Below are 25,823 nucleotides of genomic sequence, written 5' to 3' on the forward strand. Positions count from 1 at the left end.
CCCGAGATTGGCAAGGAGACCACCATGCGTAAGGACTCGAACACGCCCAGCACCCCCCTCACGGACCGCACCGAGCGCGCCCTCCTCGCCTCCCACGAAGCCCGCATCTCGACTCCTCTCCGCATCCGCCTCCCCCGCGCCCTGCGCCTCCCCCGGCTGCACCTCTCGGTCCGGACCGGAGGCAGGACGGCCACGGGCTGACCCCGCCCCCCCGACTGCCCGCCGGAACTCCGCCCAACGGACCGGAGAGCCGGACATCGAGCCCCCCCGGCACCGGGGAAGGGCCCGAACCGGTACAAACCGGGAGCCGGCACGGACGGAACGGCGCCACACCCTCCCGCCCGGGGGCCTCCGGCACCAGATGGGCCCTGAGGTCCGCTGAGCGGAACTGTCGACCGGTCATCCGCGGGCCCAGACGCCGGGAGGGCTCGGACCGGCGGCCGCGGGAGTGCCGGCGGCACGGTTCGCCCCGGACGGCCCGGCGGCCGCCGAGACCGGAGAAGCGCGTAGCGATCGCGGGCGGCTTATGTCCGGCCACTACGGACCGTGGGTCGCGTGGCGGGGCCGGAGCGCGTAGCGATCTGTGGCGGCTTATGAAGGGGCACGGACGGCCCGGAGGCCGCTGAGCCGGGCGGTGGGCCTACGGACGGGGGTGCGCGCCCGCATGGGCGGGGCTGGGCGGCAGCGTTGGGGGCCGGAGGCGTGCTGGGGCGCTGGGGATGCCTCCCTCTTGGTGCTGGGTGATGGCTGTGGGGGTGGGTGGTGGCTTGTGTTGCTCCGGGGCGTTTTTCGGGGGTTGTCCGCCGAGGGGTTTTGCCTTCCGGACCGGGGTGGGCGGTCAAGGGTGACCCGAAGGGTCATCGCGGAGCGACGCGACGAAGGAGCGCCCTTGAGGGCCCGCCCCGGTCCGGAAACCCTCGGTCGGCGGACAACCCCACACCGGGCGGCATCTAGGTACGGGCCCGGGGTGGAGGGCAGCGTTGAAGGGGGTCCGGCGAAGCTCCGGCTCGGGTCTCGGAGCGGTACCCCCGTGTCCGGGGGCTTCGGGTGCCGGCCCGGTCTGTGGGCGTCCGCCGACCGAGGGTTTCCGGGCCGGGGCGCCCTGTCAAGGGCGCTCCTTCGTCGCGTCGCTGCGCGATGACCCTCCGGGTCACCCTTGACAGACCACCCCGGCCCGGAGGCAAAAGCCCTCGGCGGACACCCCCAGAAAAGACGCCCAGGGGGAAGCCATGCCCCTGTCGGTACCGGGTGCGATTCCCCGCACCCAGGTGCGGGCCCGCCCCACGGGGCGGACGCGACAGCGTCCGTAGGCCCACCAGACGGCACGGCGGCCTCCGGGCCAGCCGTGGCCGGACATAAGCCGCCACAGATCGCTACGCGCTTCGGCCGTCCCAGCGGCCGCCAGGCCGTCCGGGGCCGATCACCCCGCCAGCACGGCAAAGCCGCCGCTTCCGAGCCCTCCCGGCGTCGTGACCCGCGGATGACCTGCCCACAATTCCGCCCAGCGGACCTCACGGCCCGGCGGGTGCCGGAGGCCCCGGGCCGGGAGGCCGCGACGCTGTTCCCGCCATACCGGTGGGTGATTTATCCCGGTTCCGAGCCCTGCCGGCGTCTGCACCTCCAGATGACCTGCCCACAATTCCGCCCAGCGGACCTCACCGCCCACCAGGTGCCGGACGCCCCGGGCCGGGAGGGCGCGACACTGTTCCCGTCATGCTGGTGGGTGATTTGTGCTGGTTTCGAGCCCTGCTGGCGTCTGGGCCCGCGGATGACCCTTCGACAATTCCGCTCAGCGGACCTCAGGGCCCACCAGGTGCGGGATGACCCCGGCCGGGAGGGCGCGACGCTGTTCCCGTCATGCTGGTGGGTGATTTGTGACGGTTTCGAGCCCTGCTGGCGTCTGGGCCGGCAGATGACCGTTCGACAGTTCCGCTCAGCGGACCTCACCGCCCACCATGCGCCGGACGCCCCCGGCCGGGAGGGCGCGGCGCTGCCTCTGCCGGTCCGCCGCGAGGATTGCCGCGGGCCCCGCCCGGATTAGGGTGCCCCCATGGCGTTCACCTGGACTTCCGGTTCACCCGGCGTGCTCGCTCTGCCTTCCGGGCGGCTCGTGCGGGGGAGGGCGCTGCGGGGTGGGGTGCCCGACGGGCCTCCGCCTTCCTACGGGGTGTACCTGCTGGGCCGGCCGCCCGCCGCCGCGCCCTGGGAGTACCGGTGGCTGCGCTGGCCGGACTTCCGGTTGCCGCATGACAGGCGGGAGGCGCTGAGCGTGCTCACCCTGGCCTGGGAGCGGGCCGGCACCGAGCGGGTCGAGGTCGCCTGCGGCGGTGGGCGCGGGCGCACCGGGACGGCGTTGGCCTGTCTGGCCGTGCTGGACGGCGTACCCGCGGACGAGGCGGTCGCGTACGTCCGCGCCCGGTACCACCCGCGGGCGGTGGAGACCCCGTGGCAGAAGCGGTACGTGCGGGGCTTCGGGGCCTAGGACCGCGTCAGCCGAAGGCTTCCACTGCCCCCCTGACCTCGCCCAGCGCGCGGGACAGGGCGCTGACCGAGCCGAGGGCGCCCGCCACCACCAGGAGGGACCGGCGGAGGCGGCGGGCCTCGACCGCGCCGCCCAGGGCCATGGCGTGGAGGGCGGCGAGTTCGTCCTCCGCGATGTGCCGGTCGGCGAAGTCGCCGCGGTACGCGGCCAGTTCCCGGCGCAGCCGGCTCACCGCCCGCTGCAGGCCGGCCACCCGGGGGTCCTCGTCCTCGCCCGCGACATCAGCCACCGCGCCGCTCTCCACTCGCGCCTCGCGCAGCGCCTCCGCTGCGCGGGCCAGTCAACCGGTACGGGGCCGCGGACGCCACCACCCCGTGGTAAGCAACATGGCATGTCCCAGAACCCGGTTCCCCAGTCCACGCCCATCGCCGGTCTCCTGCTCGCCGCCGGTGGCGGGCGGCGGCTCGGCGGGCGGCCCAAGGCGCTGCTCCCCCACCACGGCCGCCCGCTCGTGGAGAACGCCGTGCGCGTGCTGCGCGAGGCGGGGTGCGCGCCGGTCCACGTGGTGCTGGGCGCGTCCGCGGCCGAGGTGCGTGAGCGCGCCGACCTGACGGGGTGTGTCGTGGTCGACAACCCGGACTGGGAGGAGGGGATGGGGTCCTCCCTGCGGCTCGGGCTCGCCTCGCTCGGCGGGGCGGACCCGGTGCCGCCGGCCGTCCTGGTCTCCCTGGTGGACCAGCCGGGCATCGGCCCGGAGGCCCTGAAGCGGGTCCTCGCGGCGTACCGCTCCCCGGCCACACTGGCCGCCGCGGCGTACGACGGGGAGCGCGGCCACCCCGTGCTGTTCGGGTCGGACCGCTGGGCGGACATCGCCGCGACCGCGACCGGGGACCGCGGTGCGCGTGTACACCTGACAAACCACGCGGCGGACCTCACTCTGGTCGAGTGCGCGGACATCGCCGAGCCCTACGACATCGACACCCCCTCCGACCTGCGACGCCTGGGCTGAGGGGTGAGCGCGGTCCGTGACCGGCGTGGCACTCAGAGCCAGAATCTGTCGACTCAGAGAATCTCGACATCAACAAACCATTGAACTTCCACCACGTGGAAATTACTATCCACTGGTCAGAAGCGCCCTGAACCCCCAGACGGCGCCCGCGACCGCATTAGGAACTCTCTCCGCCCGGCGGCACTCCGTGCCGCAGGCCGGCCTCACCCGGCACCGGCCGACCTGCCCAGCACGAGCAGATACGAGCAGTACGAGCGTCCTCGCGGCCGCCAGGCACCGCCGCTGAAGGAGTGACAGCTATGTCAGCACCAGCGCCGTCCCCGCTGGCCATCGTCGACGCCGAGCCCCTGCCACGGCAGGACGAGGTCCTCACAGAAGCGGCGCTGGCCTTCGTGGCCGAGCTGCACCGGCGGTTCACCCCCCGCCGCGACGAGCTCCTCGCCCGTCGCGCCGAGCGGCGAGCCGAGATCGCCCGCACCTCCCACCTCGACTTCCTCCCGGACACCGCACAGGTCCGCGAGGGCGACTGGAAGGTCGCGCCGGCGCCGGCCGCGCTCAACGACCGCCGCGTGGAGATCACCGGTCCGACCGACCGCAAGATGACCATCAACGCCCTGAACTCGGGCGCCAAGGTCTGGCTCGCCGACTTCGAGGACGCCTCGGCTCCCACCTGGGAGAACGTCGTCCTCGGCCAGCTCAACCTGATCGACGCCTACGAGCGCCGCATCGACTTCACCGACCCGCGGTCCGGCAAGTCGTACGCCCTGAAGCCCGCCGCCGAGCTCGCGACCGTCGTGATGCGGCCGCGCGGCTGGCACCTGGAGGAGCGTCACCTCCAGATCGACGGCCGCCCGGTGCCCGGCGCGCTCGTCGACTTCGGCCTGTACTTCTTCCACAACGCCCAGCGCCTGATCGACCTCGGCAAGGGCCCGTACTTCTACCTCCCGAAGACGGAGTCGCACCTGGAGGCGCGCCTCTGGAACGAGATCTTCGTCTTCGCCCAGGACTACGTCGGCATCCCGCAGGGCACCGTCCGCGCGACCGTCCTGATCGAGACCATCACGGCCGCGTACGAGATGGAGGAGATCCTCTACGAGCTGCGCGACCACGCCGCGGGCCTGAACGCCGGCCGCTGGGACTACCTCTTCTCCATCGTCAAGAACTTCCGTGACGGCGGCGAGAAGTTCGTCCTCCCGGACCGCAACGCGGTGACGATGACCGCCCCGTTCATGCGGGCGTACACCGAACTCCTGGTCCGCACCTGCCACAAGCGCGGCGCGCACGCCATCGGCGGCATGGCGGCCTTCATCCCGTCCCGCAAGGACGCGGAGGTCAACAAGGTCGCGTTCGAGAAGGTCAAGGCCGACAAGGACCGCGAGGCCGGCGACGGCTTCGACGGCTCGTGGGTCGCGCACCCGGACCTGGTCCCGATCGCGATGGCCTCCTTCGACGCGGTCCTCGGCGACAAGCCGAACCAGAAGGACCGGCTGCGCGAGGACGTCGCCGTCGCCCCCGGCGACCTGATCGCGATCGACTCGCTGGACGCGAAGCCCACGTACGAGGGGCTGCGGAACGCCGTCCAGGTCGGCATCCGCTACATCGAGGCCTGGCTGCGCGGCCTGGGCGCGGTCGCCATCTTCAACCTGATGGAGGACGCGGCCACCGCCGAGATCTCGCGTTCGCAGATCTGGCAGTGGATCAACGCCGGTGTGGTCTTCGAGAACGGCCTGCTCGCCACCGCCGACCTCGCCCGCCAGGTGGCGGCCGAGGAGCTCGCGGCGATCCGCGCCGAGGTCGGCGAGGAGGCCTTCGCGGCCGGCAAGTGGCAGCAGGCGCACGACCTGCTCCTCCAGGTCTCCCTGGACGCCGACTACGCGGACTTCCTGACCCTCCCCGCGTACGACCAGCTGGTCGGCTGACGTACGGGTCCGGGCGGTAACGCACAGCGACCGGACCCACCCGCCGCCCCCGGAGTCACCGACTCCGGGGGCGGCTTCGTTTTCGGCCCGGTTTCGTCCCGGCATCGGAGCGGTTTTTCCGCCCCCGGAAGCCCCGGGGTACCGGAATGCAACCGCGGGTAACCCTTCTCCCCACTGACCCCAGCCCGCTCTCCTGCATCGCCGCTGCTCAGCGGCCGCGCAGCTGAGCACCCCTCAGGAGGAGGGGATTCCGGCCAGTGGGGAAGTGACAGGAACTCAGCCGAACGATCGGTCGGGCGTTACCCAATCGAAATCTGCGGCTACCTAGCGGTAACAAAACGCGCCATGGCACCTTTCCGTTTGCCACCGGCCGGCGGTACCCCCACTTCCCCAGCCATGCGTCCGCGTTGATCCGTTCTGCGTGGGTGCGGCCGAACGCAGGAGTTCCGCAGTGACCGGATCCCGCACCGCAAGCACCTCCCCGTTCCCCCACCGGCGCCCCGGCGCCGCCCCCCGCCGGCGCCTCGCCGCCGCCGCTCTCGCGCTGCCCCTGCTGGCCGGCTCCGTGCTGGCCGCGGGCACGGGCAGCGCCGTGGCGAGCCCCGGCAGCGGGCCCACCGCGATCGTCTCCATGGGCGACAGCTACATCTCCGGCGAGGCCGGCCGCTGGAAGGGCAACAGCCTGACCAACACCGGCAGCCGGGACGGCACCGACCGCGCCTGGGTCAGCGGCAGCACGTACGACCCCAGCCGTGTATACGGAACGACGGCGGCCAACGGCTGCCACCGCTCCGATTCGGCCGAGGTGAAGAGCACCACCGGCACCGGGGCGCAGGCCCTGATCAACCTGGCCTGCTCCGGCGCGGTCACGGACAACGTCTTCCGCTCCTCGAACGGCGGCGTTTCCTACAAGGGCGAGGCCCCGCAGGCGGACCAGCTCGCCGCCGTGGCGGCCGCCAACGACGTCAAGGCCGTCACCCTCTCGATCGGCGGCAACGACCTCGGCTTCGCCGACATCATCACCAAGTGCGCCACGGACTACATCGTCTGGTACTCGTACTGCCACGACGACCAGCAGGGCGTGGTCGACTCCAGGATCGACGGCGTGATGACCAAGGTGGGCAAGGCGATCGACGAGATCCGCGCCGTGATGTCGGCGGCCGGCTACAGCTCCTCGTCGTACCGGCTGATCCTCCAGTCGTACCCCTCGCCGATCCCGCGGGCGGCGGAGAACCGCTACTCCGAGAGCGGCTGGAGCCGGGTGAACACCGGTGGCTGTCCCTTCTGGAACAAGGACTCCGACTGGGCGCGCGACTCCCTCGTCCCGCAGCTCGCGAACCGGCTGAAGGGCGTGGCCGCGGCGAAGGGCGCGCAGTTCCTGGACCTGCGCGACATGCTCCAGGGCCGTGAGGTCTGCTCGAAGTCCAGCAAGCTGGTGAGCCCGACGGTGCCCGCCTCGGGCGCCTCCAGCGAGTGGGCCCGCTGGATCGACAGCAGCGAGTCGCAGGGCAAGGTGCAGGAGTCCATGCACCCGAACCACTACGGGCAGCTCGCCCAGGGGCGTTGTCTGTCCCTGCTGTGGGCGCAGCCGTCCGGCAGCTTCTCCTGCCGGAACACGGCCGGCTCGGACGCGTCGGGGATGTACCTCAGCCCGGTCTCGTAGACGGCGGGCGGGCGCCGGCAGGTCCCGCGCCGACGACGCCGGCCCGGCTCCGCGAACCGCGGGGCCGGGCCGGCGTGCTGCGGGAGCGGCCGCCGTGCCGCCGCTCCCGTCGGATCACGGCGCGAGCCGGTAGGCGTTGCCGATCGTCTCCAGGACGGAGTTGCCGCTCTTGTCCTTCAGGTAGACGCGGAAGGAGACCGCCTTGGCCGAGGCCGGGTGCTTCACGCTGACCGAGCGCGCCCCGTCGGCGGTGGTGGTCACGGTGAGCGGCTTCCAGGTCGTGCCCCCATCGAAGGAGACCTTGACGGTCAGGACGGCGACCCGTCCGGTGCCCGCGGCCGCCCCGGCCACGTGCAGCGGCACCTTCAGGGTGCTGCCCGCCGGCGCCGTGCTGCCCAGGCTCAGTGCCGGGGAGAGCCGCACCGTCGAGAGCGGCAGCCGGGCGGTCTCCTCGCCGGCGGGGCGGGCCGAGGTGAACGTCCAGACGGCGGAGACCTTGGTGCTGGTGGAGGTGTCCGCGGCGGACCGGGTCGCCTCCTTGGTCAGGCGGTACTCGGCCTTCGCCGCCGGGACCTCGGTGCTCAGCCAGTCGTTGGCGGGGGCCTCGGCGATGACCTTGCCGCCGGACTCCAGGCGGCTGAAGCCGCCGGTGGTCACGGAGTTGCCGGAGTGTCCGGCGCCATCGTTGAAGAGCTGGAGGTAGGCGTTGACGAAGTTGCCGCTCCGCGACGCCTCCTGGTCCGTGCCGGCCGCCAGGTCGGGGCCGACCACGCCGGTGTTGAAGTTCAGCGTGTAGCGCTTGCCGGGCTGGTAGGCGGTCATGCCCTGGGTGAAGATGATGCGGCCTTCGTCCCGGGCGTTGCTCTGGGAGGCGATCCAGGACCAGCGCACGCCCTCGGTGCTCAGGTACTGCGTGGTGGCGGCCGGCAGGGTGGTGGTGGACTCCTGGATGCCGACGCTGTAGCCCGCCTCGTCGGCCGGGGACGCGTAGAGCACGCCCTTGGCGGTGGTGACGGAGGCGCCGAAGCCGAGCCGGACCTCGGCGACGTCGGCCTTGGTGACGGTGCGGGTCAGGCCGGTGAACCAGCTGCCGGTGCGGTTGAAGGCCAGGCGGTGGTCGACGTTCTTGCCGGCCGCGCCGGGCACCTTCCAGACGCCGTTGTACTGCGCGCGCAGGCTGGACAGGGACGGGCCGAGGGCGGCGGTGCGGAACTTCGTCGAGCCGGCGACGACCCAGCTGCCGCTCACCCCGGTGCCGGCCGCGTCGTACCCGACGTTGGCGGAGACCAGGCGCGCGGCCGGGTCGGCGGGGGTGATGGCGAAGGGCTTGGCCTTGCTGGCGTCCATGGTGACCGTGGCCTTGCCGGTGACCTTGAGGACCGGCTGGACGAAGACGGCCATCCGGTTGTCGTTGCCGGGGCTGATCACCAGGCTTTCCAGGTGGTAGGTGCCCTTGGCCAGGCGCTGGACGGCCGTGCCGTCCCGCTCGATCTCCGCCCAGACGGGCTCCCTGGGGCCGCCCGCGCCGGTCCGCGTCAGCGACGTGTAGTAGCTGGGCGGGTTCGCGCCGTTCTCGTCCTTGTGCCGCAGCGTGATGTCGTACGACTCGACCTCGCGGACGACCGCCAGGCCGGTGCGCACCGACTGGCCGTCACCGGCGGCCAGCACGCTGCCGCCGAACTGGCCGTCGGCCGTGCCCTTGCGGGTGTCGACGGTGACGGTGGTCTGCGCGGTGCCGCCGGCCGGGACGGTGAGCTGCGTGTTCCTGACGGTGAACATGCCGGCCGGGGCCGGACGGCCGGCGGAGTCGCTGCCGGCTGCGCTCAGCTTGAGGGTGACGGCCTTGGTGCCGTAGTTGCGGTAGGTGAGGGTCTTGGTGGCCGGCTTGTCGTCGCCGTGCGGCCAGAGCTTCGTGCCGAAGTCGAGCGAGCCGGGCGAGGAGACGACGACGGCCGTGCGGGCGCGTGCCAGGTCGATCCGGCCGGCGCCCTGCTGGAGGGCGTTGTTCTTCGGGTTGGGCTTGGCCGACGCGGTGAGCAGGGCCTTGATGCGGGCGCCGCTCCAGGTCGGGTGCTGCTGGAACAGCAGGGCGGCGGCGCCCGAGACGTGCGGGGTGGCCATGGAGGTGCCGCTCTTGGGCACGTAGGCGTTGCCGCCGGTGTCGGCGCCCTGGGTGCTGAGGGCCGCGGTGATGTCGACGCCGGGGGCCGTCACGTCCGGCTTGAGCACCCCGGCGGCCGTCGGTCCGCGGCTGGAGAACTCCGCGAGCCGGTCCTGCTTGTCGACCGCGCCGACGGTGAGGGCCGCGGGGGCGCTGCCGGGCGAGTTGACGGTGCCGTTCTTGTCGCCGTCGTTGCCGGCGGCGACCACGAACAGGGCCTTGGAGGAGAGCCGGGCGACGGCGTCCTCCTTCGGGTCGACGTCGGGGCCGTCCTGGCCGCCGATGCTCATGCTGACGACCTTCGCGCCCTGGTCGACGGCCCACTGCATGCCGCTGACGATGTCCGACTCGCTGCCGTAGCCGTCGTCGCCGAGCACCTTGCCGTCGAGGATCCGGACGCCGGGCGCCACGCCCTTGTAGAGGCCGCCGGAGCGGGCGCCCGAGCCGCCGATGGTGGAGGCGACGTGCGTGCCGTGGCCGTGGCGGTCCTTGCTGTCGGGCGAGTTGCTGAAGTTCTTCTCCGCCTTCTCGACGCCCTTGAGGTCCGGGTGGGTCTGGTCGACGCCGGTGTCCAGGACGGCGACCGTGACGCCCTTGCCGGTGTAGCCGGCCTGCCACATGGCGGGCGCGCCGATCTGCGGCACGCTCTTGTCGAGGGTGGCGCGGACCCGGCCGTCGAGCCAGAGGCGTTCGACGGGCGCCGTCGCGGCGGTGGCTCCCGCCGTGAGGGTGTCCGCGCCGCCGGTGACCCGGGACCAGAAGGCCTTGGCCTGTGCCTTCGGGGTGCTGAGCGCCTCGCCGCCGACGGCCGGCAGCGGGCGACGGTCGCGGGCCAGCCCGGAGAAGGTGTCCCGTACGGGGGCGCCCTGCCGGTAGCGGACGATCAGCGGCAGCGTGGCGCTGTGCGCGTCGCCGAAGCCGTCCCGTACCAGCTGGGCGACGTCGAACAGGCGCCGGTCGAGGACGCCGTCGGCCAGCAGGCGCAGGGCGTCCTGCGGGACGACGTACGTGTGGGCGCCCTCGCGCCGCACCGAGAAGACGATCCCCTCGCGGCCCTCGCCGCGGTCGATGCGGGCGACGCGGCCGTCGGCGCCGACGTGCACGCGGTCGCCGGTGACGAGCGTGACGGCCGCGGGTGCCTTCGCCCGTGCCGCGGCGCCGTCCCGGGCGGCCGGCCGGGCGGCCGGGTTCGCGGCCTGCGTCGCCGACAGGGCGCCGGCCGGGGCCGTCCCCGCGATCAGCGCCACGACCGCCGTGGCGGCGAGCGCCGTCCTTCTCACTGCTGTTCTGGGTTCCACTCCGACCCCCCGTCATGACGTGCCCGTTGCACGCGTCGAGCGGTATCACGCCTCGTCAGGGCGCCCGGTTCTGCGTCCCGCGACGAATTTGATGACCGTTTCATGACCAAAAGCGGAGGGCGGAACTCAGCCTTCCCGGGACTCCGGAAGCAGGGCCCGCAGCCCCGCCCGGGCCCCGGCCGCGTAGGCCCGGGCGAAGACGGGTTCGGTGAGGCGGGCCCGCAGCACCGCCTCTCCCGGGGCGCGTCCCCGGGCCCAGTACGCGGCCGCCCTGGGGTCCTTGAGGAACCCGGCCCGGATCCGGTCCACCGCGCCCAGCAGCCGCGCCGCGTCCCGGTGCCGCCCCAGGTCGGTCTCCAGCCCGGCCAGCAGCTCCCCCGCGGCGGCCTGGCCGAGTACGTCGCCCAGCGCCAGCTGCGCGCCGAGCGCCCGCAGCACCTCGGTCCGGGCGGCGGCCGGCCGCGCCTCCCGCCTGAGCACCTCGGCGTGCGCGTACCCGGACCACGACCGCGCCCACCGGTCCCCGGCGGGCGGGACCCCCGCGACCGGCACCGCCGGGGGTCCGGTGCGGGCCAGCGCCATCAGGTACGAGGCGGCCAGCGCGGCCCGTCCGGGCCCGAACTCCGTTTCCGCGGGCAGTAGTTCCAGGGCCTCGGCGAACTCGGTGACGGCGTCGGCGGGCCGCAGCTCCCACAGCGCCACGGTGCCCCGCACGTGCGCCAGGTAGGCGAGGCAGGTGTCCTCCCCCTCCTGCACGGCGGCGGTCCAGCCCTCGACCAGCAGCGGGTCGGCCCCGTCGCACTCGCCGAGGCAGCCCGCGATCCACGCGTTCAGCCACAGGGCCCGGGCCGGGCGGGGCGCCGGGTGCAGGGCGAGGGCGCGTTCGAGGTGGCGGCGCCCCTCGGTGAGCAGGCCGCAGGCCATCCAGAGGAACCACAGGGTGACCGCGATCTCCAGCGTGGCAGCCGGGCCCGGACCTGCCATCGGGTTCATCGCGGCCCGCAGGTCGGGCAGCTCCCGCAGGGCCAGTTCCCGGGCCTCCCGCTGGCTGCCGCCCCGCCACAGCTGGGCCGCGCGCTCGGCCACCGTCCGGTACCAGTCGTAGTGCCGCCGCACCGCCTCCGCGTTGTCCCCGCGCGCCAGCAGCAGCCGGGCGGCGTGCGCCCGTACGGACAGGGGCAGCCGCCAGCGGCCCGGCCCCGCGTCCAGCAGCAGGCCGGACGCCAGCCGGCCCAGGGCGGCGGCCGCGGCCTCGCGGCCCAGCCGGCCGAACCCGCAGACCGCCACGACGGCCGCCCGGTCGAAGGAGCCGGCGAACACGGAGAGCCGCTCCCACAGCAGCCGCTCGTCCCGGGAGAGCAGCCGGTGACTGCGCTCGGCGTCGGCCCGGGTGCCGCGGCCGGCGCCGCCCGCCAGGAAGCCGAGGGGATCGGACTCCAGGCGGCGCAGCGCCTGCTCCGGCGCGTACTGGTGCAGCTGCCCGGCCGCCAGCTCCAGGGCGCCCGGGATGCCGTCGAGCGCCCGGCACAGCCGCGCCACCGGTTCCGCGTTGCGCCCGGTGATCTCGAAGAACGGGTCGGCACCGCGGGCCCGTTCCACGAAGAGCCGTACGGCGGGGTAGTCGGCGGTCTCGGGCCGGCCCGCGCGCGCCGGCCCGGCCGAGGGGGTCCCCCGGTGGGGCGCGGTGCCGTGGGGCACGGGGTCGCGGGGCGCGGGGTCGCGGGGCGCGGGGTCGTGGGGCGCATGGTCATGGGGCGCGGGGTCGTGGGGCGCGTCGGGCGGCACGGCCAGGGGCGGTACGGCGAACCCCGTCTCGCCCGGGACGCCGAGCCGGCGCTGGGACGTGGCCAGCACCCGCAGCCCCGGAAGCCGCACCAGCAGCTGCGCCACCAGCCCGGCACACAGGTCGCCCAGCTGCTCGCAGCCGTCCAGCACCAGCAGCACGCGCCGCCCGGCCAGTTCGCGGAGCAGCCTGCCCTCCAGCGCGGCCCAGCGGTCTTCGGGCAGCCCGGCGAGGTCGGCCCACACCACGTCGTCACCGGCGGCGGGAGCCGCACGGCCGGCGGCCGGGACCGCGGAGCCGGCGGCCGGGACCGGACGGTCGCGCAGCACGCGGACCGCGCGGAGCGCGAGGCGCGTCTTGCCGATGCCGGCCGGGCCGGTCAGCGTCACCAGCCGTTCGGTGGTCAGCAGGGCCAGTGTGGTGGCCAGTTCTCGCTCCCGGCCGACGAAACTGGACAGCTCGGCCGGCACGGCGGCCCGCACTCCCGCGCCGGCCCCGTCCGCTCTTCCCGAGCCGGACCCGCCCACGCCGCCTCCCCCGATTTTCCAAAGATGCACGCAAGAGCCCCCGTGACTTGTTGAATGCACCAAAGGGAGATCATCGGCTGTGACACCGGACCTCCGGCCGGTGGCCGGGAGAACCGCCAGGGGAGGGTATGAACTCAGCCATTTCCGCCATGGACGACATGGACCGGGCGCTCGTCCACGCACTCCAGCTCGCGCCCCGGGCCAGCTGGGAGCGGCTGGCCCCGGTCCTCGGCGCCCGCCCGGACACGCTGGCCAGGCGCTGGGAGCGGCTGGCGGCGGCCGGGGACGCCTGGACCGCGGGGCTGGGCCTGCGCAGCGGTCTCGCCGTACCGTGCACGGCCTGGGTGGAGGTCACGTGCACGGCGGGCACGGCCCCGGCCGTGGGCCGGACGCTGACCAGCGACGCGCACGCGCTGCGGGTCGAGCACCTCACCGGGAGCCGGGACCTGCTGCTGTTCGTGGCCGTGCCCGACCTGACGGCGCTCTACCGCTACCTGTCGTTCCGGGTGCAGCGGATACCCGGCGTCGTCGCCACCCGGTCCTCGATGGTGACGACGGTGCACTACTCCCCCAACCGGTGGCGCCTGGACCAGCTGACCCCGGCCCAGACCGCGCAGCTCACGGACCAGGTGCAGCGGCCGCCGTCGACGGCCGCGCCGGTCACCGCGCCGCTGTCGGCGGAGGACCGGCCGCTGGTGCTGGCGCTCGCGGGGGACGCGCGGCGCAGCGTGGCCGCGCTGGCCCGCGGGTGCGGGATGAGCGAGTCGACCGTACGGCGGCGGCTGGCCCGGCTGGAGGCGGGCGGGGCACTGCGCTTCAGCTGCTCGCTGGCGTCCGTGCACACCGGCTGGCCGGTGTCGGCGACGCTGTGGGGCGAGGTAGCGGAGCACGAGGTGACGGACTGCGCGGCGGCGGTGTCGGGGCTGCGCGAGACCCGGGCCTGCATGTCGACGAGCGGGCCGTGGAACTTCCTGATCAGCGCACGGCTGCGGACGGTGGCGGAGCTGTCCCGGTACACGGCCGAACTGACCCGCAGGGTGCCCGCGTTGCGCATCGCCGACTCGGCGCTCGCGCTGTACGTGCGCAAGTCCGCGGCCCAGGAGCTGGACCCGGAGGGCCGCCGCGTCCGCACGGTCCCGGCGGACATCTGGTCGGACCCGGCGCCCGCCCAGGCCCCGGGCGGGCGGTCCGATGCGTCTGCCCCGCACGGCCGGGACGGGCGGTCCGGGGCGGCGTCCGGGCACGCACCGGACGCCTGGCCGGGCCCGGGGGCCGGGCGTGCCCCGGCCCCCGCGGGTGACCCCGCGCTGTTACGGGCCCTCGGCCGGGGCCTGGCTCCGGCCTGGCCCCGGCCGCGTACGGCCGGCTGACGCGTCCCGTGGCCCGGACGTCACCGGGCGCGTCCCGTGGCCCGGAGGTCACCGGGCGGGTCCCGTGGCCCAGGTCAGTGCACCGGTACGGGGTCCTGGGCCGCGGCGGCGGCCCGGTCACGGCGTGGACCCAGGTGGTTGAAAGCGAGGTTGAGCAGGATCGCCACCACGCAGCCGGTGCTGATGCCCGAGTCGAGGACGACCAGCAGGTCCTCGGGGAAGGCGTGGTAGAAGTCCGGCGCCGCGATCGGGATCAGGCCGATGCCGATGGAGGCGGCGACGATCAGGGCGTTCTCGCCCTTCTCCATGGCGGCGCCCGCGAGGGTCTGGATGCCGCTCGCCGCGACGGACCCGAAGAGGACGATGCCGGCGCCGCCGAGCACCGGCAGCGGGACGACGGCGATGACGGAGGCGGCCACCGGGCAGAGGCCGAGGGCGATGAGGATCAGTCCGCCGGCTGCGACGACGAAGCGGCTGCGCACCTTGGTCATGGCGACCAGGCCGATGTTCTGGGCGAAGGCGCTGCACATGAAGCCGTTGAAGACGGGGCTGAGGGCGCTGCCGAGGGCGTCGGCACGCAGGCCGCCCTCGATGGTGCGGGCGTCGGCCGGGCGGCCGACGATCCGGCCGAGGGCCAGGATGTCGGCGGTGGACTCGGTCATGCAGACCAGCATCACGATGCACATCGAGACGATCGCGGCGACGTGGAACTGCGGGGCGCCGAAGTGGAACGGCGTGGGGAAGCCCACGAGTCCGGCACGGCCGATGGCGGAGAAGTCGGTGATGCCGACGGGGATCGCGATCAGGGTGCCGGCGACGAGGCCGAGCAGGATGGCGATCTGGCGGAGGAAGCCGCGCAGGAACTTCCGCATCAGCAGCACGAGGGCGAGGGTCGCGGCGGCCATGCCGATGTTGGTGAGGGAGCCGTAGTCGGAGGCGGTGCGGTTGCCGCCCTGGGACCAGTTGAAGGCGACGGGCAGCAGCGAGACGCCGATCAGCGTGATGACCGTACCGGTCACGACCGGCGGGAAGAAGCGCACCAGGCGGCCGAAGTAGGGGGCGGCGAAGAAGCCGAGGGCGCCGGCGACGATGATCGCGCCGAAGATGACGGGGATGGCGTCGGCGCCCTGGTCCTTGCCGATGGCGACCATCGGGGTGACTCCGGCGAACGAGACGCCGTTCACGAAGGGGAGTTTGGCGCCCACCCGCCAGAAGCCGAGGGTCTGGAGGAGGGTGGCGAGGCCGGCGGTGAAGAGGGAGGCCCCCATCAGGAAGGCCGTCTCGGTGGCGGAGAGGCCGACGGCCGGTCCGACGATCATGGGCGGGGCGACGACCCCCGCGTACATGGCGGCCACGTGCTGGAGGCCGCTGGTGAACATCCGGAGCGGGGGCAGGGTCTCGTCGACCGGGTGCCTCTCCGCTGGGCTGGCGACTGCGTCTTTGCGAAACCTGGGCGTGACGGCCACGGGCTTCCTCCGGTCGGTTAACACGTCGGCAGGTGACGTGGGTGTCAGGGAGTGGATCAGTCCTGTGCGCTGTTCGGTTGGGTACGGATGCCCGATTTGTTCAGGGCATGCCAAAAAAGACGGGAGGGGGTGGCGTGTGTACGTACACGAGTCACCGCCCCGGGGGGTGCGGGCACTGACGTCCGCACCCCCCGGGAACGGCTGCCGCGGACCCCGCTCGGGTCCGCGGCCACCGGCCGGGGGCCGTCCCCCCCGGCCGGATTCCGTGGGGGATCAGGCCTGCGCGGCGATCCGCGCGAGGCGCTGGGCCTCTTCCCGCGTGGACACGGCGATGGCGTCCTCGTCAGCGGTCAGCAGGCGGCTGTTCTCGACGATCTGCCGGCCGTTGACGAACGAGGCCGTCACCGGGGCCGCCGCACCGAAGACCAGGGCGGTCACCGGGTCGGCGATCGAGGAGTGCAGGAAGGTGCTCAGGTTCCAGAGCACCAGGTCCGCGAGCTTGCCGACCTCCAGCGAACCGATGCTGTCGGCGCGGCCGAGCACCTGGGCGCCGCCGTAGGTGCCCAGGCGCAGCGACTGGCGGGCGTTGAGCGCGGCCTCGCGGTGCACCGGGTTCAGGCGGTTGATGAGGAGCGCGTTGCGCAGCTCGGTGTGCAGCTCGCCGGACTCGTTGGAGGCGGTGCCGTCGACGCCGAGGCCGACCGGGACGCCGGCGGCGAGCATGTCCGGGACGCGGGCGATGCCGGCGGCCAGACGGGCGTTGGAGGACGGGCAGTGCGCCACACCGGTCTTGGTCCGGGCGAAGGCGGCGATGTCGGAGTCGTTCATGTGGACGCTGTGCGCCATCCACACGTCCTCGCCGAGCCAGCCGGTCGACTCGAAGTAGTCGGTCGGGCCCATGCCGAAGAGCTCGTGGCAGAACTTCTCCTCCTCGACCGTCTCGCTGCCGTGCGTGTGCATGCGCACACCGAGGCGGCGGGCCAGTTCGGCGCCCTGCTTGAGCAGCTCGGTGGAGACCGAGAAGGGGGAGCACGGGGCGACGGCGACCTGGGTCATCGAGTCGAAGGACGCGTCGTGGAACTTCTTGACGGTCGCCTCGGTGTCGGCCAGGGCGCCCTCGAGGGTCTCGACGGCGTGGTCCGGCGGCAGGCCGCCGTCCTTCTCGCTGCGGTCCATGGAGCCGCGGGCGAGGGTGAAGCGGACGCCCATCTCGGACGCGGCGCGGATGATCGAGCCGGAGAGGTCGCCGGAGCCCTTGGGGAAGACGTAGTGGTGGTCCATGGCGGTGGTGACACCGCCCTTGGCCATCGCGGCGAGGGAGCCCTGCGCGGCCGAGTACGTCATCTGCTCGTCGATGCGCGCCCAGGTCGGGTACAGCGCCACGAGCCAGTTGAAGAGGTTGTGGTCGGTCGCCAGGCCACGCGTGATCCACTGGTAGAAGTGGTGGTGCGTGTTGACCAGGCCGGGCGTCACGAGGTGGCCCGTGCCGTCGATGCGGCGTACGACGTTCTCGAGGTTCTCGGGGGCCTTGCCCGCGCCGATGGCCTCGATCCGGTTGCCTGCGATGACGATGTGACCCGAGGCGTACTCGGTGTCGTTGGCGTCGACGGTCGCGATCGCACAGTTCTCGATGACGATGCGCTCGACCGCGCTGTCAGTGGCTGCCATGGGGCTTCCTCGTGCTTTCAGTGGCGGTGCGGGCACGGCAGGACCCAGGGGATTTGAGTGCCGAAACCGGGGGCCCTGGCAGCTGACAGTACTGCCGCCCCGTGTGATGCTCCGGGTGCCGAGTTCAGGAAGTTCTGGGGTGTTGCGGGGGCCGCGCCCCGGGGCCACTGCGGTACCCCGGGACGCGGATGACCAGGCCGCCGGCCGGACGGGCGGTGCCTACAGGTTGGTCAGGTCCACCGGGATGCGCGCGTCGGCGCCGTCGCGGAGGATGGTCGCCTCGATCAGACCGTACGGACGGTCCGCGGCGAAGTACACCTCGTTGTCGTTCTTGAGGCCGAAGGGCTCCAGGTCGACCAGGAAGTGGTGCTTGTTCGGGAGCGAGAAGCGGACCTCGTCGATCTCCGAACGGTGGTTGATGATCCGCGAACCCATCTGGTACAGGGTCTGCTGGAGCGACAGGGAGTAGGTCTCCGCGAAGGCCTCGAGCATGTGCTTCCGGGTGGCCTCGTAGGACTTCTCCCAGTTCGGCATGCGCTGCTCGTCGTCGGTCCAGTTGAACCGCCAGCGGCCCGACACCTGGGTGGCCAGGATGCGGTCGTACGCCTCCTGCAGGGTCGTGTACTTGTCCTTCACGTAGCCCCAGAACTCCGAGTTGGTGGAGTTCATGACGATCAGGTCCTTGAGGCCGGAGATGACCTCCCAGTTCCGGCCGTCGTACGTGATCTGGGTGACGCGGGTCTCCTGGCCCTTGCGGACGAAGGAGTGCTTCACCTCGTCGGCGCCGATGAACTTGGAGTTCGCGTCCGAGGTCTGGATCCGCTCCCAGGCGTACTCCTCGATGCGGATCCGGGCGCGGCCGATCGGCTCCTGGCTGTTGACGAACCAGCGGGCCAGGTGGATGCCGAACTGCTCGGCGGACTCGATGCCGTACTCCTTGGCGAACGCGTACACCGTGTTCTTGGTGGTGTCCGTCGGCAGGACGTTGGCGTTCGAGCCGGAGTAGTGGACGTCGTCCATGTCGCCGGAGAGGGCGACCGAGACGTTCAGGTCCTTGATGTGGTGGGTGTCGCCGTCCCGCGTGATCTTGACGACGCGGTTCTCTGCTTTGCCGTACTGGTTCTGGCCGAGAATCGTGGGCATGTCTGCTAGCTCCCTCGGTAAACGGAGTAGCCGAACGGGTTGAGCAGCAGCGGTACGTGGTAGTGCTCGCCCGGGTTGACCGCGAACGTGATGGTCACCTCGGGGAAGAACGCACCGCTGTCCCTTACGCGGGGGGCGTCCTGCTGCGCCTCGGCGGCTTGCTTCTTGGAAAAGTACGCCTCGGTCTCGAAGTCGAGGCGTACGTGGGTGGTGCCCTCCGGCAGCGCCGGCAGGTCCTTGCAACGCCCGTCGGCGTCGGTGGCCGAACCGCCGAGGGCCGCCCACTCGCCGTCGAAGCCGCTGCGGGCCGACAGGGAGATGGCGACGCCCTCCGCGGGGCGGCCGATGCTGGTGTCCAGGATGTGCGTGGACACCGACGCGGTGGTCTCGGTGCTCATGCTCACTCTCCTTCTGCGAGGCGGGTCAGACGGATCCGGTTGATCTTGACGAGTTCTCCGCGGGCGATCTCCCGCTCGACCTCGTCCGTGTTCTGGATCCGGACCTTGACCGCGTCCCGCATCTGCTCACCGGTCGCACCGGTGGCGCAGATCAGGAAGACGTGGCCGAACTTCTCCTGGTAGGCCAGGTTCAGTTCGAGCAGCTCGGCCTTCAGTTCCTCGGACGCCCCGGCCATGCCGCGCTGCTCGCGCGCCGAGGTCGGGTCACCCGGCTTCGGGCGGCCGATCGGCGGGTGGCCCGCCATCGCCTCTTCCAGGTCCGCGGTGGTGAGCTCCGCCATGGCGGCGTCGCTCGCGGCGAACAGGGCGTCGGCGCTGGTGAAGGGGCGCTGGGCGAGCAGCTTGCTCACCCAAGCCGAACTGGCGCACACCTCGTGGAGCTCGGCCTGGGCCGCTGCGTCCACCAAGGTGTTGAACCGGGCGAGGCCCGGTGTCGTACTCGAAGTCACGGGAAGCCTCCGTGGCCTGTGTGCTTGGCCTTGTGCTTTGACGGGCTTCGCATAGCTAACGCCCTGGACAACACCGCGTCAACACTTTGTTGAAACTTCCGGTACACAAAAGCCGCCGCCCGGCTCAATCGGGCGGCGGCTCGTGACAACGGGTGACTCCGACGTCACCCTTGGCTGTTCTTGTTGGGGTTTTCCCTGTTCAGGTAGTTGTAGACCGTGAAGCGGCTTACGCCCAGAGCGCCGGCGACCGTTTCGACGCCGTGCCGCACCGAGAAGGCGCCCCGCGCCTCCAGTATGCGCACGACGTCCTGCTTCGCCTTGCGGTCCAGCTCCGACAGGGGCATCCCGTGGCGGCGCTCCAGCGCCGCCAGGATGTGGTCCAGGGAGTCCGACAGCTGCGGCAGCCGTACGGCGAGCACGTCCTCGCCCTCCCAGGCCAGCACGACGTCGTCGGGCTGCGCCAGGGACGGGTCCATCAGCTCGCCGCCCATGGCGTCGACCAGCGGCTTGACCGCGGCAACGAAGGGGTGGTCGCGGGGCTCGGTCATCAGGTCTCCTCCCGGACCACGTTGACCTGCAGCGAGACGCGGGTGGCCCCGGCCTCCAGCGAGTCGCGCAGCAGCGCGGCCACCGCGGTCAGCACGGCATCCGCCCCACCCTCGGCCGTATTGCCGAAGGGGCCGACGTCCACCGCGTCCAGCTGCGCCTTCTGGATGACCTCCCGGGCCGCCACGGCGTGGGCCGGGGCTTCCTCGAGGTCGAAGGGCTCGGTCGTGAACTCCACTCTCAATCGCACGCGGCCAAGCTACCCCGAGGTACGGAAAATCCGGCAGGTCCCACTTGACATTCGCGCAGCAGCCCATGCAACCTTCCATCAAGCAGAAAACAACTTCCGCAATACGGAAGGAGCGCACACCCCTCATGGGATACACGGACCAGCGCTTCGATGTGAACCTCTCGATCCTCTTCACGGAACTCCCGCTCCTGGAGCGCCCCGCGGCCGCCGCCGCGGCGGGCTTCACGGCGGTCGAGCTGTGGTGGCCCTGGATCGAGACCCCCACCCCGGCTCAGGAGGAGCTCGACGCCCTCAAGAAGGCCCTTGAGGACGCCGGCACCCAGCTGGTGGGCCTGAACTTCTACGCCGGCCAGCTCCCCGGACCGGACCGCGGCGCGGTGTCCGTCCCGGGTGAGGAGTCGGACCGGTTCCGCGCGAACATCGACGTCGCCGCGGACTTCGCCGCCTCGGTCGGCTGCAAGGCGCTCAACGCGCTCTACGGCAACCGCGTCGAGGGCGTGGACCCCGCCGTCCAGGACGAACTCGCCCTGGAGAACCTGGTCGTCGCGGCCCGCGCCGCCGACCGCGTGGGTGCGATCCTCCTGATCGAGACCCTCAACAAGCCCGAGTCGCCGCTCTACCCGCTGGTGAGCGCGCCGTCCGCGATCGAGGTCGTGGACAAGGTGAACGAGGCGACGGGCCTGGGGAACGCCAAGTTCCTGCTCGACCTGTACCACCTGGCGATGAACGATGAGGACCTCTCCGAGGTCATCGAAAAGTACGCCGCCAAGACCGGGCACGTCCAGATCGCCGACAAGCCGGGCCGTGGTGCTCCGGGCACCGGCGACCTGCCCCTCGAGGAGCTCCTCGACCAGCTCAGGAAGGCCGGTTACGAGGGCTACGTCGGCCTGGAGTACAAGGCCGTCGACGCCGCCGCGTCCTTCGAGTGGCTGCCGGCCGAGGCCCGCGCGGCCCGGTAGGTCCGGACGAAGACCCGGACACCGCCCGAACTTTTCGTACGAAGCTTCAAGAGAAGGACCTCATCATGAGCAACCTCCCCAAGATCGCGTGGATCGGCCTCGGCATCATGGGCTCCCCCATGTCCGAGAACCTCCTGAAGGCCGGCTACTCGGTCACCGGCTTCACGCTGGAGCAGGACAAGCTGGACCGCCTCGCGGCGGCCGGCGGCACCGCGGCCGGCTCGATCGCCGAGGCCGTCAAGGACGCCGACGTCATCATCACGATGGTGCCCGCCTCCCCGCAGGTCGAGGCCATCTCCTACGGCCCCGAGGGCATCCTGGAGAACGCCAAGTCGGGCGCGCTGATCATCGACATGTCGTCGATCACCCCGCAGACCTCGGTCGACCTGGCCAAGAACGCCGCCGAGAAGGGCATCCGCGTCATCGACGCCCCGGTGTCCGGCGGCGAGGCCGGCGCCATCGAGGCCGTGCTCTCCATCATGGTCGGCGGCGAGCAGGCGGACTTCGACGCCGCCCTCCCGATCCTCGAGGCCCTCGGCAAGGTCATCGTCCTGTGCGGCCCGCACGGCTCCGGCCAGACGGTGAAGGCCGCCAACCAGCTCATCGTCGCGGTCAACATCCAGGCCTGCGCCGAGGCCGTCGTCTTCCTCGAGAAGTCCGGCGTGAACCTCCAGGCCGCCCTGGACGTCCTCAACGGCGGTCTGGCCGGCTCCACGGTCCTGACCCGCAAGAAGGACAACTTCCTGAACCGCGACTTCAAGCCCGGCTTCCGGATCGACCTGCACCACAAGGACATGGGCATCGTCACCGACGCCGCCCGCAACGTCGGTGCGGCCCTCCCGGTCGGCGCGGTCGTCGCCCAGCTGGTCGCCTCGCTGCGCGCCCAGGGTGACGGCGGCCTGGACCACTCGGCCCTGCTGCGCGCCGTCGAGCGCCTCTCCGGCGCCCAGGTCTGAGCCTGAGGCCGCCCCTCCGGGGGCGGCGCCTCCCCTCCGGGGGACCTGAGTTTCCGGACGGTGCCGGTGCTGACACCTGTCCTGTCGCGCCCAAGCGCCGGCACCGTCCGGATCACCTCTCCTCCATCTTTCTTCAACAAACTGTTGACGCTGCGTTCCGCCTGAATTTAGGCTCATCCGCATGGCGGAAGACGCTTTCCGTCAGCAGCTCCCGTACGGAAGGTCACCATGTCGAAGCGCGTGCTTACGACCGAGTCCGGCGCCCCGGTCGCCGACAACCAGAACTCCGCCACCGCCGGCGTCGGTGGCCCGCTCCTCATCCAGGACCAGCAGCTCCTCGAGAAGCTCGCCCGCTTCAACCGTGAGCGCATCCCGGAGCGCGTCGTGCACGCCCGTGGCTCGGCCGCGTACGGCTACTTCGAGGTGACCGACGACGTCACCGCCTACACCTCCGCGAAGTTCCTCAACGAGGTCGGCAAGAAGACCGAGACCTTCCTGCGCTTCTCCACCGTCGCCGACTCCCTCGGTGGTGCGGACGCCGTCCGCGACCCGCGCGGCTTCGCGCTGAAGTTCTACACCGAGGACGGCAACTACGACCTCGTCGGCAACAACACCCCGGTGTTCTTCATCAAGGACCCGATCAAGTTCCCCGACTTCATCCACTCCCAGAAGCGCGACCCGTTCACGGGCAAGCAGGAGCCGGACAACGTCTGGGACTTCTGGGCGCACGCCCCCGAGGCGACGCACCAGATCACCTGGCTGATGGGTGACCGCGGCATCCCGGCCTCGTACCGCCACATGAACGGCTACGGCTCCCACACCTACCAGTGGACCAACGCCCAGGGTGAGGCCTTCTTCGTCAAGTACCACTTCAAGACGAACCAGGGCATCCGCTGCCTGTCCTCCGAGCAGGCCGCCGAGGTCGTCGGCAGCGACGCGAACTCGCACCAGACCGACCTGCTCCAGGCCATCGAGCGCGGCGTGAACCCGAGCTGGACCCTGTACGTCCAGATCATGCCGGCCGCCGAGGCCGCGGACTACCGCTTCAACCCGTTCGACCTCACCAAGGTGTGGCCGCACGCGGACTACCCGCTGCAGCGCGTGGGCCGCCTGGTCCTCGACCGCAACCCGGAGAACGTCTTCGCCGAGGTCGAGCAGTCCGCCTTCTCCCCGAACAACTTCGTCCCGGGCATCACCGCCTCGCCGGACAAGATGCTCCAGGGCCGCCTGTTCGCCTACGCGGACGCCCAGCGCTACCGCCTCGGCGTGAACCACACCCTGCTGCCGGTGAACGCCCCCAAGGCCACCACCGCGCAGAACTACGGCCGCGACGGCGCCATGGCGCTGCGCAACGGCTCGCGCCACGACAAGAACTACGAGCCCAACTCGTACCAGGGTCCGGCCGAGACCGGCGACGCCCTCGGCGCCCCGCTGGCGGTGTCCGGCTACACCGGCACCCACGCGGCCCCGGCCCACACCAAGGACGACGACTTCTTCCAGGCCGGTGAGCTGTACCGCCTGATGTCCGAGGACGAGAAGCAGCGTCTGGTGGCGAACATCGCCGGCGGCCTGTCGCAGGTCTCCCGCGAGGACGTCATCGAGAAGAACCTGGCTCACTTCCACGCCGCCGACGCCGACTACGGCAAGCGCGTCGAGGAGGCCGTCCGCGCCCTGCGCGAGGACTGAGCCCACAAGGCCGCGCTCGGGACCTGACGGGAGGTCAGGACCTGGGCGCTGAGCCCGGCACCGCGGACCCGGATGAGGGGTGGTTCGTCGGTGAAGGGTTCAGGACGAGGACCGTGGCGGCGTGCGAGCCAGTGCGGTGGTAATGGGTGTTCGCAGGCCCGTCCCTTGACCTGAGGGGGACGGTGCCGGGACGCCCGTCGCCCGCCGCCACGGTCCCAGCCACTCCTCCACGTACAGGGGCCACGCACAGAGCCCCCTGTAGGTGAGGACCCGGACTCCCGCGAGGGATCCACCAAGACTCCGCCCGGCGGTGCGAACGTCCTGTCGCGCCAGCCTCGTTCCGTCGGGCGGTCACACCTCCCAGGCCAGAGCGCCGGGTTTGCGGACGGTCCCGCGAACCCGGCGCTTTGTCGTTCCCGGCCGGTACGTCCGCCCGGTACGGCGCCCCCGCCGCGGTCCTCAGTGCCGGCCCGCCCGGTACGGCGCTCCCGCCGCGGGCCTCAGTGCCGGGCGGCGATCTCCTCGGGCAGCCGGTACGAGGCCAGCAGGGCCACGACCAGCAGCCCCACGACCGCCAGCGCCGTACCGGCCAGCGCCCCGCCCGGGCCGTAGCCGTGGTCCCCGTACGCCGACCAGCAGGTGACCAGCAGCGCGACGCCGAAGGCGTTGGCCAGCTGCTGCGCCGCGTTGAGGACGCCCGCCGCCGAGCCGGTCTCGGGCCCGGTGACCCCGCCCAGGACCACGTCGAACAGCGGCGGCACGACCAGCCCCATGCCCAGCCCCGTCAGCAGGGTGGCCGGGCCCAGCCGCCAGCCGCTGGTCGCCCACCCGGCCGGCCCGGCCAGGACCGCCAGCAGCACCAGCCCCAGCAGGCTCACCACGATGCCCGCCTGGATGACCAGCCGCCCCTTGCGCCGGGCCAGCGCGGAGGCGGGACCCGCCGTCAGCGCCATGCCGAGCGCCAGCGGGGCCACGGAGTACCCGGCACCCTGCGGGGACATCCCCAGCGGGCCCTGGAGGAAGAGCGAGAGCACCAGCGTCACCCCGCTGAAGGCGGCGAAGAACGCGGTGACCACCAGGAGGCCGCCCGTGTAGGCGGTGTTCCGCAGCAGGCTGGGCAGCACCAGCGGGCTGGGCCGGCGCGGCTGGAGCCTGGCGAAGAGCCAGAAGCCCAGCGGACCGGCCGCCAGGAGCACCAGCGACCACCAGGGCCAGCCCAGGCCGGGGCCCTGCACCAGCGGGTACACCAGGGCCGCCGAGGCCGCCCCGGTCAGCAGCATGCCGGGCAGGTCCAGCCGCAGCGCGGGGTCCGCCTCGCCGCGCGGCATCCAGCGCAGCGCGCCGAGCACCGTGAGCAGGCCCAGCGGCAGGTTCACCAGGAAGACGGACCGCCAGCCGGTGCCGAACAGGTCCGCCCCGACGAGTACGCCGCCCAGCACCGGTCCGCCCACCGCGGCCACGCCGAGCACCGGGCCGAAGAACCCGAACGCCCGGCCCAGTTCGGGGCCGTGGAAGACCTCCTTCAGCAGGCCGAAGCCCTGGGGCAGCAGCAGCGCCCCGAGCGCGCCCTGGAGCGCCCGCCCGGTGATGAGCCAGCCCGGCTCGGTGGCCAGCGAGCACAGCGCGGAGGCGAGGGTGAAGCCGGCGCTGCCGATCAGGAAGAGCCGGCGGCGCCCGTACCGGTCCCCGAGCCGGCCCGCGGTGATCAGCAGCACCGCGAAGGGCAGGGTGTAGGCGGCCTGGAGCCACTGGCCGAGCTCGCGCCCGCCCCCGAGGTCCGCGGCCACCTCGGGGGCGGCGATACCGGTGATGGTGGCGTCGAGCAGGTCCATCACGTCGGCGGTGAGCACCAGGGCGAGGACGGCCCAGCGGTACGGGTACGGGGCTGCGGTCGGGGGCGTCTTCCCGGCGGTGTCCAGGGCGGTTTCCATGGCCGGAAGCTCCCAGGAGCCGGGCGAGCCGCGGTCGAGCCGCACCGGACCTGCCGGAAGGGGGTCCGGGGGGAACCGGAACCGCCGGGTGGGGTTCCG

General features: G+C 72.4%; 20 protein-coding genes. 9 read left to right on the forward strand and 11 right to left on the reverse strand.

Features of this window, described 5'->3' with window-relative positions; all coding sequences use genetic code 11:
* Positions 1-24 precede the first annotated feature (24 nt).
* On the forward strand, positions 25-201 hold the full coding sequence (locus ACIQUR_RS03995) for a hypothetical protein (RefSeq protein ID WP_403657754.1): 177 nt from the start codon (positions 25-27) through the stop codon (positions 199-201).
* 1,849 nt (positions 202-2,050) lie between these two features.
* Positions 2,051-2,482: a protein-tyrosine phosphatase family protein gene (locus ACIQUR_RS04000; protein WP_403657757.1), complete on the forward strand. Its 432-nt coding sequence runs from the start codon at positions 2,051-2,053 to the stop codon at positions 2,480-2,482.
* Between the two features lie 7 nt (positions 2,483-2,489).
* Here the strand turns inward: ACIQUR_RS04000 and ACIQUR_RS04005 are convergent, their stop codons facing one another.
* Positions 2,490-2,771: a DUF5955 family protein gene (locus ACIQUR_RS04005; RefSeq protein ID WP_403657760.1), complete on the reverse strand. Its 282-nt coding sequence runs from the start codon at positions 2,769-2,771 to the stop codon at positions 2,490-2,492.
* A gap of 102 nt (positions 2,772-2,873) precedes the next feature.
* Here ACIQUR_RS04005 and ACIQUR_RS04010 point away from each other — a divergent pair, with 102 nt between their 5' ends.
* From ACIQUR_RS04010 to ACIQUR_RS04020, 3 genes are all read left to right on the forward strand, one after another.
* Positions 2,874-3,491, forward strand: coding sequence for an NTP transferase domain-containing protein (locus ACIQUR_RS04010; protein ID WP_403657763.1), 618 nt, complete (start codon positions 2,874-2,876; stop codon positions 3,489-3,491).
* A 299-nt stretch (positions 3,492-3,790) separates the two neighbouring features.
* The gene (aceB, locus tag ACIQUR_RS04015) at positions 3,791-5,410 is read left to right on the forward strand and encodes a malate synthase A (protein ID WP_403657766.1); all 1,620 of its coding nucleotides are present in this window, start codon (positions 3,791-3,793) and stop codon (positions 5,408-5,410) included.
* A 451-nt stretch (positions 5,411-5,861) separates the two neighbouring features.
* Positions 5,862-7,073: a GDSL-type esterase/lipase family protein gene (locus ACIQUR_RS04020; protein ID WP_403657769.1), complete on the forward strand. Its 1,212-nt coding sequence runs from the start codon at positions 5,862-5,864 to the stop codon at positions 7,071-7,073.
* Between the two features lie 114 nt (positions 7,074-7,187).
* On the opposite strand, the gene ACIQUR_RS04025 is transcribed toward ACIQUR_RS04020, so the two are convergent.
* Positions 7,188-10,514, reverse strand: a complete 3,327-nt coding sequence (locus ACIQUR_RS04025) for a S8 family peptidase (RefSeq protein WP_403657772.1) — start codon at positions 10,512-10,514, stop codon at positions 7,188-7,190.
* 144 nt (positions 10,515-10,658) lie between these two features.
* The gene (locus ACIQUR_RS04030) at positions 10,659-12,785 is read right to left on the reverse strand and encodes an ATP-binding protein (RefSeq protein ID WP_403657775.1); all 2,127 of its coding nucleotides are present in this window, start codon (positions 12,783-12,785) and stop codon (positions 10,659-10,661) included.
* A 185-nt stretch (positions 12,786-12,970) separates the two neighbouring features.
* On the opposite strand from ACIQUR_RS04030, the gene ACIQUR_RS04035 reads away from it, so the two are divergent.
* Complete coding sequence (locus ACIQUR_RS04035) at positions 12,971-14,212, forward strand: Lrp/AsnC family transcriptional regulator (protein ID WP_403657778.1); 1,242 nt, start codon at positions 12,971-12,973, stop codon at positions 14,210-14,212.
* Positions 14,213-14,286: 74 nt separating this feature from the next.
* Here ACIQUR_RS04035 and ACIQUR_RS04040 read toward each other — a convergent pair whose 3' ends face one another.
* The 7 genes from ACIQUR_RS04040 to ACIQUR_RS04070 form a co-directional block, all read right to left on the reverse strand.
* Entirely contained in the window at positions 14,287-15,678 is a 1,392-nt protein-coding gene (locus ACIQUR_RS04040; RefSeq protein WP_403657781.1) for a nucleobase:cation symporter-2 family protein, read from the reverse strand.
* Positions 15,679-15,951: 273 nt separating this feature from the next.
* Positions 15,952-17,346 carry an 8-oxoguanine deaminase gene (locus tag ACIQUR_RS04045; protein ID WP_403657784.1) on the reverse strand — a complete coding sequence of 465 codons (1,395 nt, stop codon included), beginning with the start codon at positions 17,344-17,346 and terminating at the stop codon, positions 15,952-15,954.
* Positions 17,347-17,565: 219 nt separating this feature from the next.
* A complete protein-coding gene (pucL, locus tag ACIQUR_RS04050; protein WP_403657787.1) occupies positions 17,566-18,489 on the reverse strand; it encodes a factor-independent urate hydroxylase in 924 nt (307 codons plus the stop codon).
* A gap of 5 nt (positions 18,490-18,494) precedes the next feature.
* Positions 18,495-18,887 (reverse strand): hydroxyisourate hydrolase, encoded by a 393-nt coding sequence (gene uraH, locus ACIQUR_RS04055; protein WP_403657789.1) that lies wholly within the window; start codon positions 18,885-18,887, stop codon positions 18,495-18,497.
* A gap of 2 nt (positions 18,888-18,889) precedes the next feature.
* A complete protein-coding gene (uraD, locus tag ACIQUR_RS04060; RefSeq protein WP_403657792.1) occupies positions 18,890-19,396 on the reverse strand; it encodes a 2-oxo-4-hydroxy-4-carboxy-5-ureidoimidazoline decarboxylase in 507 nt (168 codons plus the stop codon).
* A 164-nt stretch (positions 19,397-19,560) separates the two neighbouring features.
* Positions 19,561-19,944 carry a helix-turn-helix domain-containing protein gene (locus tag ACIQUR_RS04065; protein WP_399940834.1) on the reverse strand — a complete coding sequence of 128 codons (384 nt, stop codon included), beginning with the start codon at positions 19,942-19,944 and terminating at the stop codon, positions 19,561-19,563.
* Positions 19,944-20,192 (reverse strand): hypothetical protein, encoded by a 249-nt coding sequence (locus tag ACIQUR_RS04070; RefSeq protein WP_403657795.1) that lies wholly within the window; start codon positions 20,190-20,192, stop codon positions 19,944-19,946. The genes ACIQUR_RS04065 and ACIQUR_RS04070 overlap by 1 nt, the downstream gene beginning before the upstream one ends.
* A gap of 125 nt (positions 20,193-20,317) precedes the next feature.
* Between ACIQUR_RS04070 and ACIQUR_RS04075 the strand changes: the two genes are divergently transcribed.
* The 3 genes from ACIQUR_RS04075 (at position 20,318) to ACIQUR_RS04085 (ending at position 23,793) form a co-directional block, all read left to right on the forward strand.
* Positions 20,318-21,151 carry a TIM barrel protein gene (locus ACIQUR_RS04075; RefSeq protein ID WP_403657798.1) on the forward strand — a complete coding sequence of 278 codons (834 nt, stop codon included), beginning with the start codon at positions 20,318-20,320 and terminating at the stop codon, positions 21,149-21,151.
* Between the two features lie 65 nt (positions 21,152-21,216).
* Positions 21,217-22,107: a 2-hydroxy-3-oxopropionate reductase gene (locus ACIQUR_RS04080; protein ID WP_403657801.1), complete on the forward strand. Its 891-nt coding sequence runs from the start codon at positions 21,217-21,219 to the stop codon at positions 22,105-22,107.
* A gap of 228 nt (positions 22,108-22,335) precedes the next feature.
* On the forward strand, positions 22,336-23,793 hold the full coding sequence (locus tag ACIQUR_RS04085) for a catalase (protein WP_399940822.1): 1,458 nt from the start codon (positions 22,336-22,338) through the stop codon (positions 23,791-23,793).
* Between the two features lie 500 nt (positions 23,794-24,293).
* Here ACIQUR_RS04085 and ACIQUR_RS04090 read toward each other — a convergent pair whose 3' ends face one another.
* Positions 24,294-25,724, reverse strand: a complete 1,431-nt coding sequence (locus ACIQUR_RS04090; protein ID WP_403657805.1) for an MFS transporter — start codon at positions 25,722-25,724, stop codon at positions 24,294-24,296.
* Positions 25,725-25,823: the final 99 nt, after the last annotated feature.

The organism is Streptomyces sp. NPDC101132 (assembly GCF_044759225.1).
In the GTDB taxonomy this organism is placed as follows: domain Bacteria; phylum Actinomycetota; class Actinomycetes; order Streptomycetales; family Streptomycetaceae; genus Streptomyces.

Bases quoted from the DNA above. Each gene is read 5' to 3' on its own strand.
- pucL (WP_403657787.1), bottom strand. From the start codon at position 18,489: ATGCCCACGATTCTCGGCCAGAACCAGTACGGCAAAGCAGAGAACCGC.
- ACIQUR_RS04010 (WP_403657763.1), top strand. From the start codon at position 2,874: ATGTCCCAGAACCCGGTTCCCCAGTCCACGCCCATCGCCGGTCTCCTG.
- ACIQUR_RS04045 (WP_403657784.1), bottom strand. From the start codon at position 17,346: ATGGCAGCCACTGACAGCGCGGTCGAGCGCATCGTCATCGAGAACTGT.
- ACIQUR_RS04075 (WP_403657798.1), top strand. From the start codon at position 20,318: ATGGGATACACGGACCAGCGCTTCGATGTGAACCTCTCGATCCTCTTC.
- ACIQUR_RS03995 (WP_403657754.1), top strand. From the start codon at position 25: ATGCGTAAGGACTCGAACACGCCCAGCACCCCCCTCACGGACCGCACC.
- ACIQUR_RS04000 (WP_403657757.1), top strand. From the start codon at position 2,051: ATGGCGTTCACCTGGACTTCCGGTTCACCCGGCGTGCTCGCTCTGCCT.
- ACIQUR_RS04090 (WP_403657805.1), bottom strand. From the start codon at position 25,724: ATGGAAACCGCCCTGGACACCGCCGGGAAGACGCCCCCGACCGCAGCC.
- ACIQUR_RS04080 (WP_403657801.1), top strand. From the start codon at position 21,217: ATGAGCAACCTCCCCAAGATCGCGTGGATCGGCCTCGGCATCATGGGC.
- aceB (WP_403657766.1), top strand. From the start codon at position 3,791: ATGTCAGCACCAGCGCCGTCCCCGCTGGCCATCGTCGACGCCGAGCCC.
- ACIQUR_RS04085 (WP_399940822.1), top strand. From the start codon at position 22,336: ATGTCGAAGCGCGTGCTTACGACCGAGTCCGGCGCCCCGGTCGCCGAC.
- uraH (WP_403657789.1), bottom strand. From the start codon at position 18,887: ATGAGCACCGAGACCACCGCGTCGGTGTCCACGCACATCCTGGACACC.
- ACIQUR_RS04035 (WP_403657778.1), top strand. From the start codon at position 12,971: ATGAACTCAGCCATTTCCGCCATGGACGACATGGACCGGGCGCTCGTC.
- ACIQUR_RS04065 (WP_399940834.1), bottom strand. From the start codon at position 19,944: ATGACCGAGCCCCGCGACCACCCCTTCGTTGCCGCGGTCAAGCCGCTG.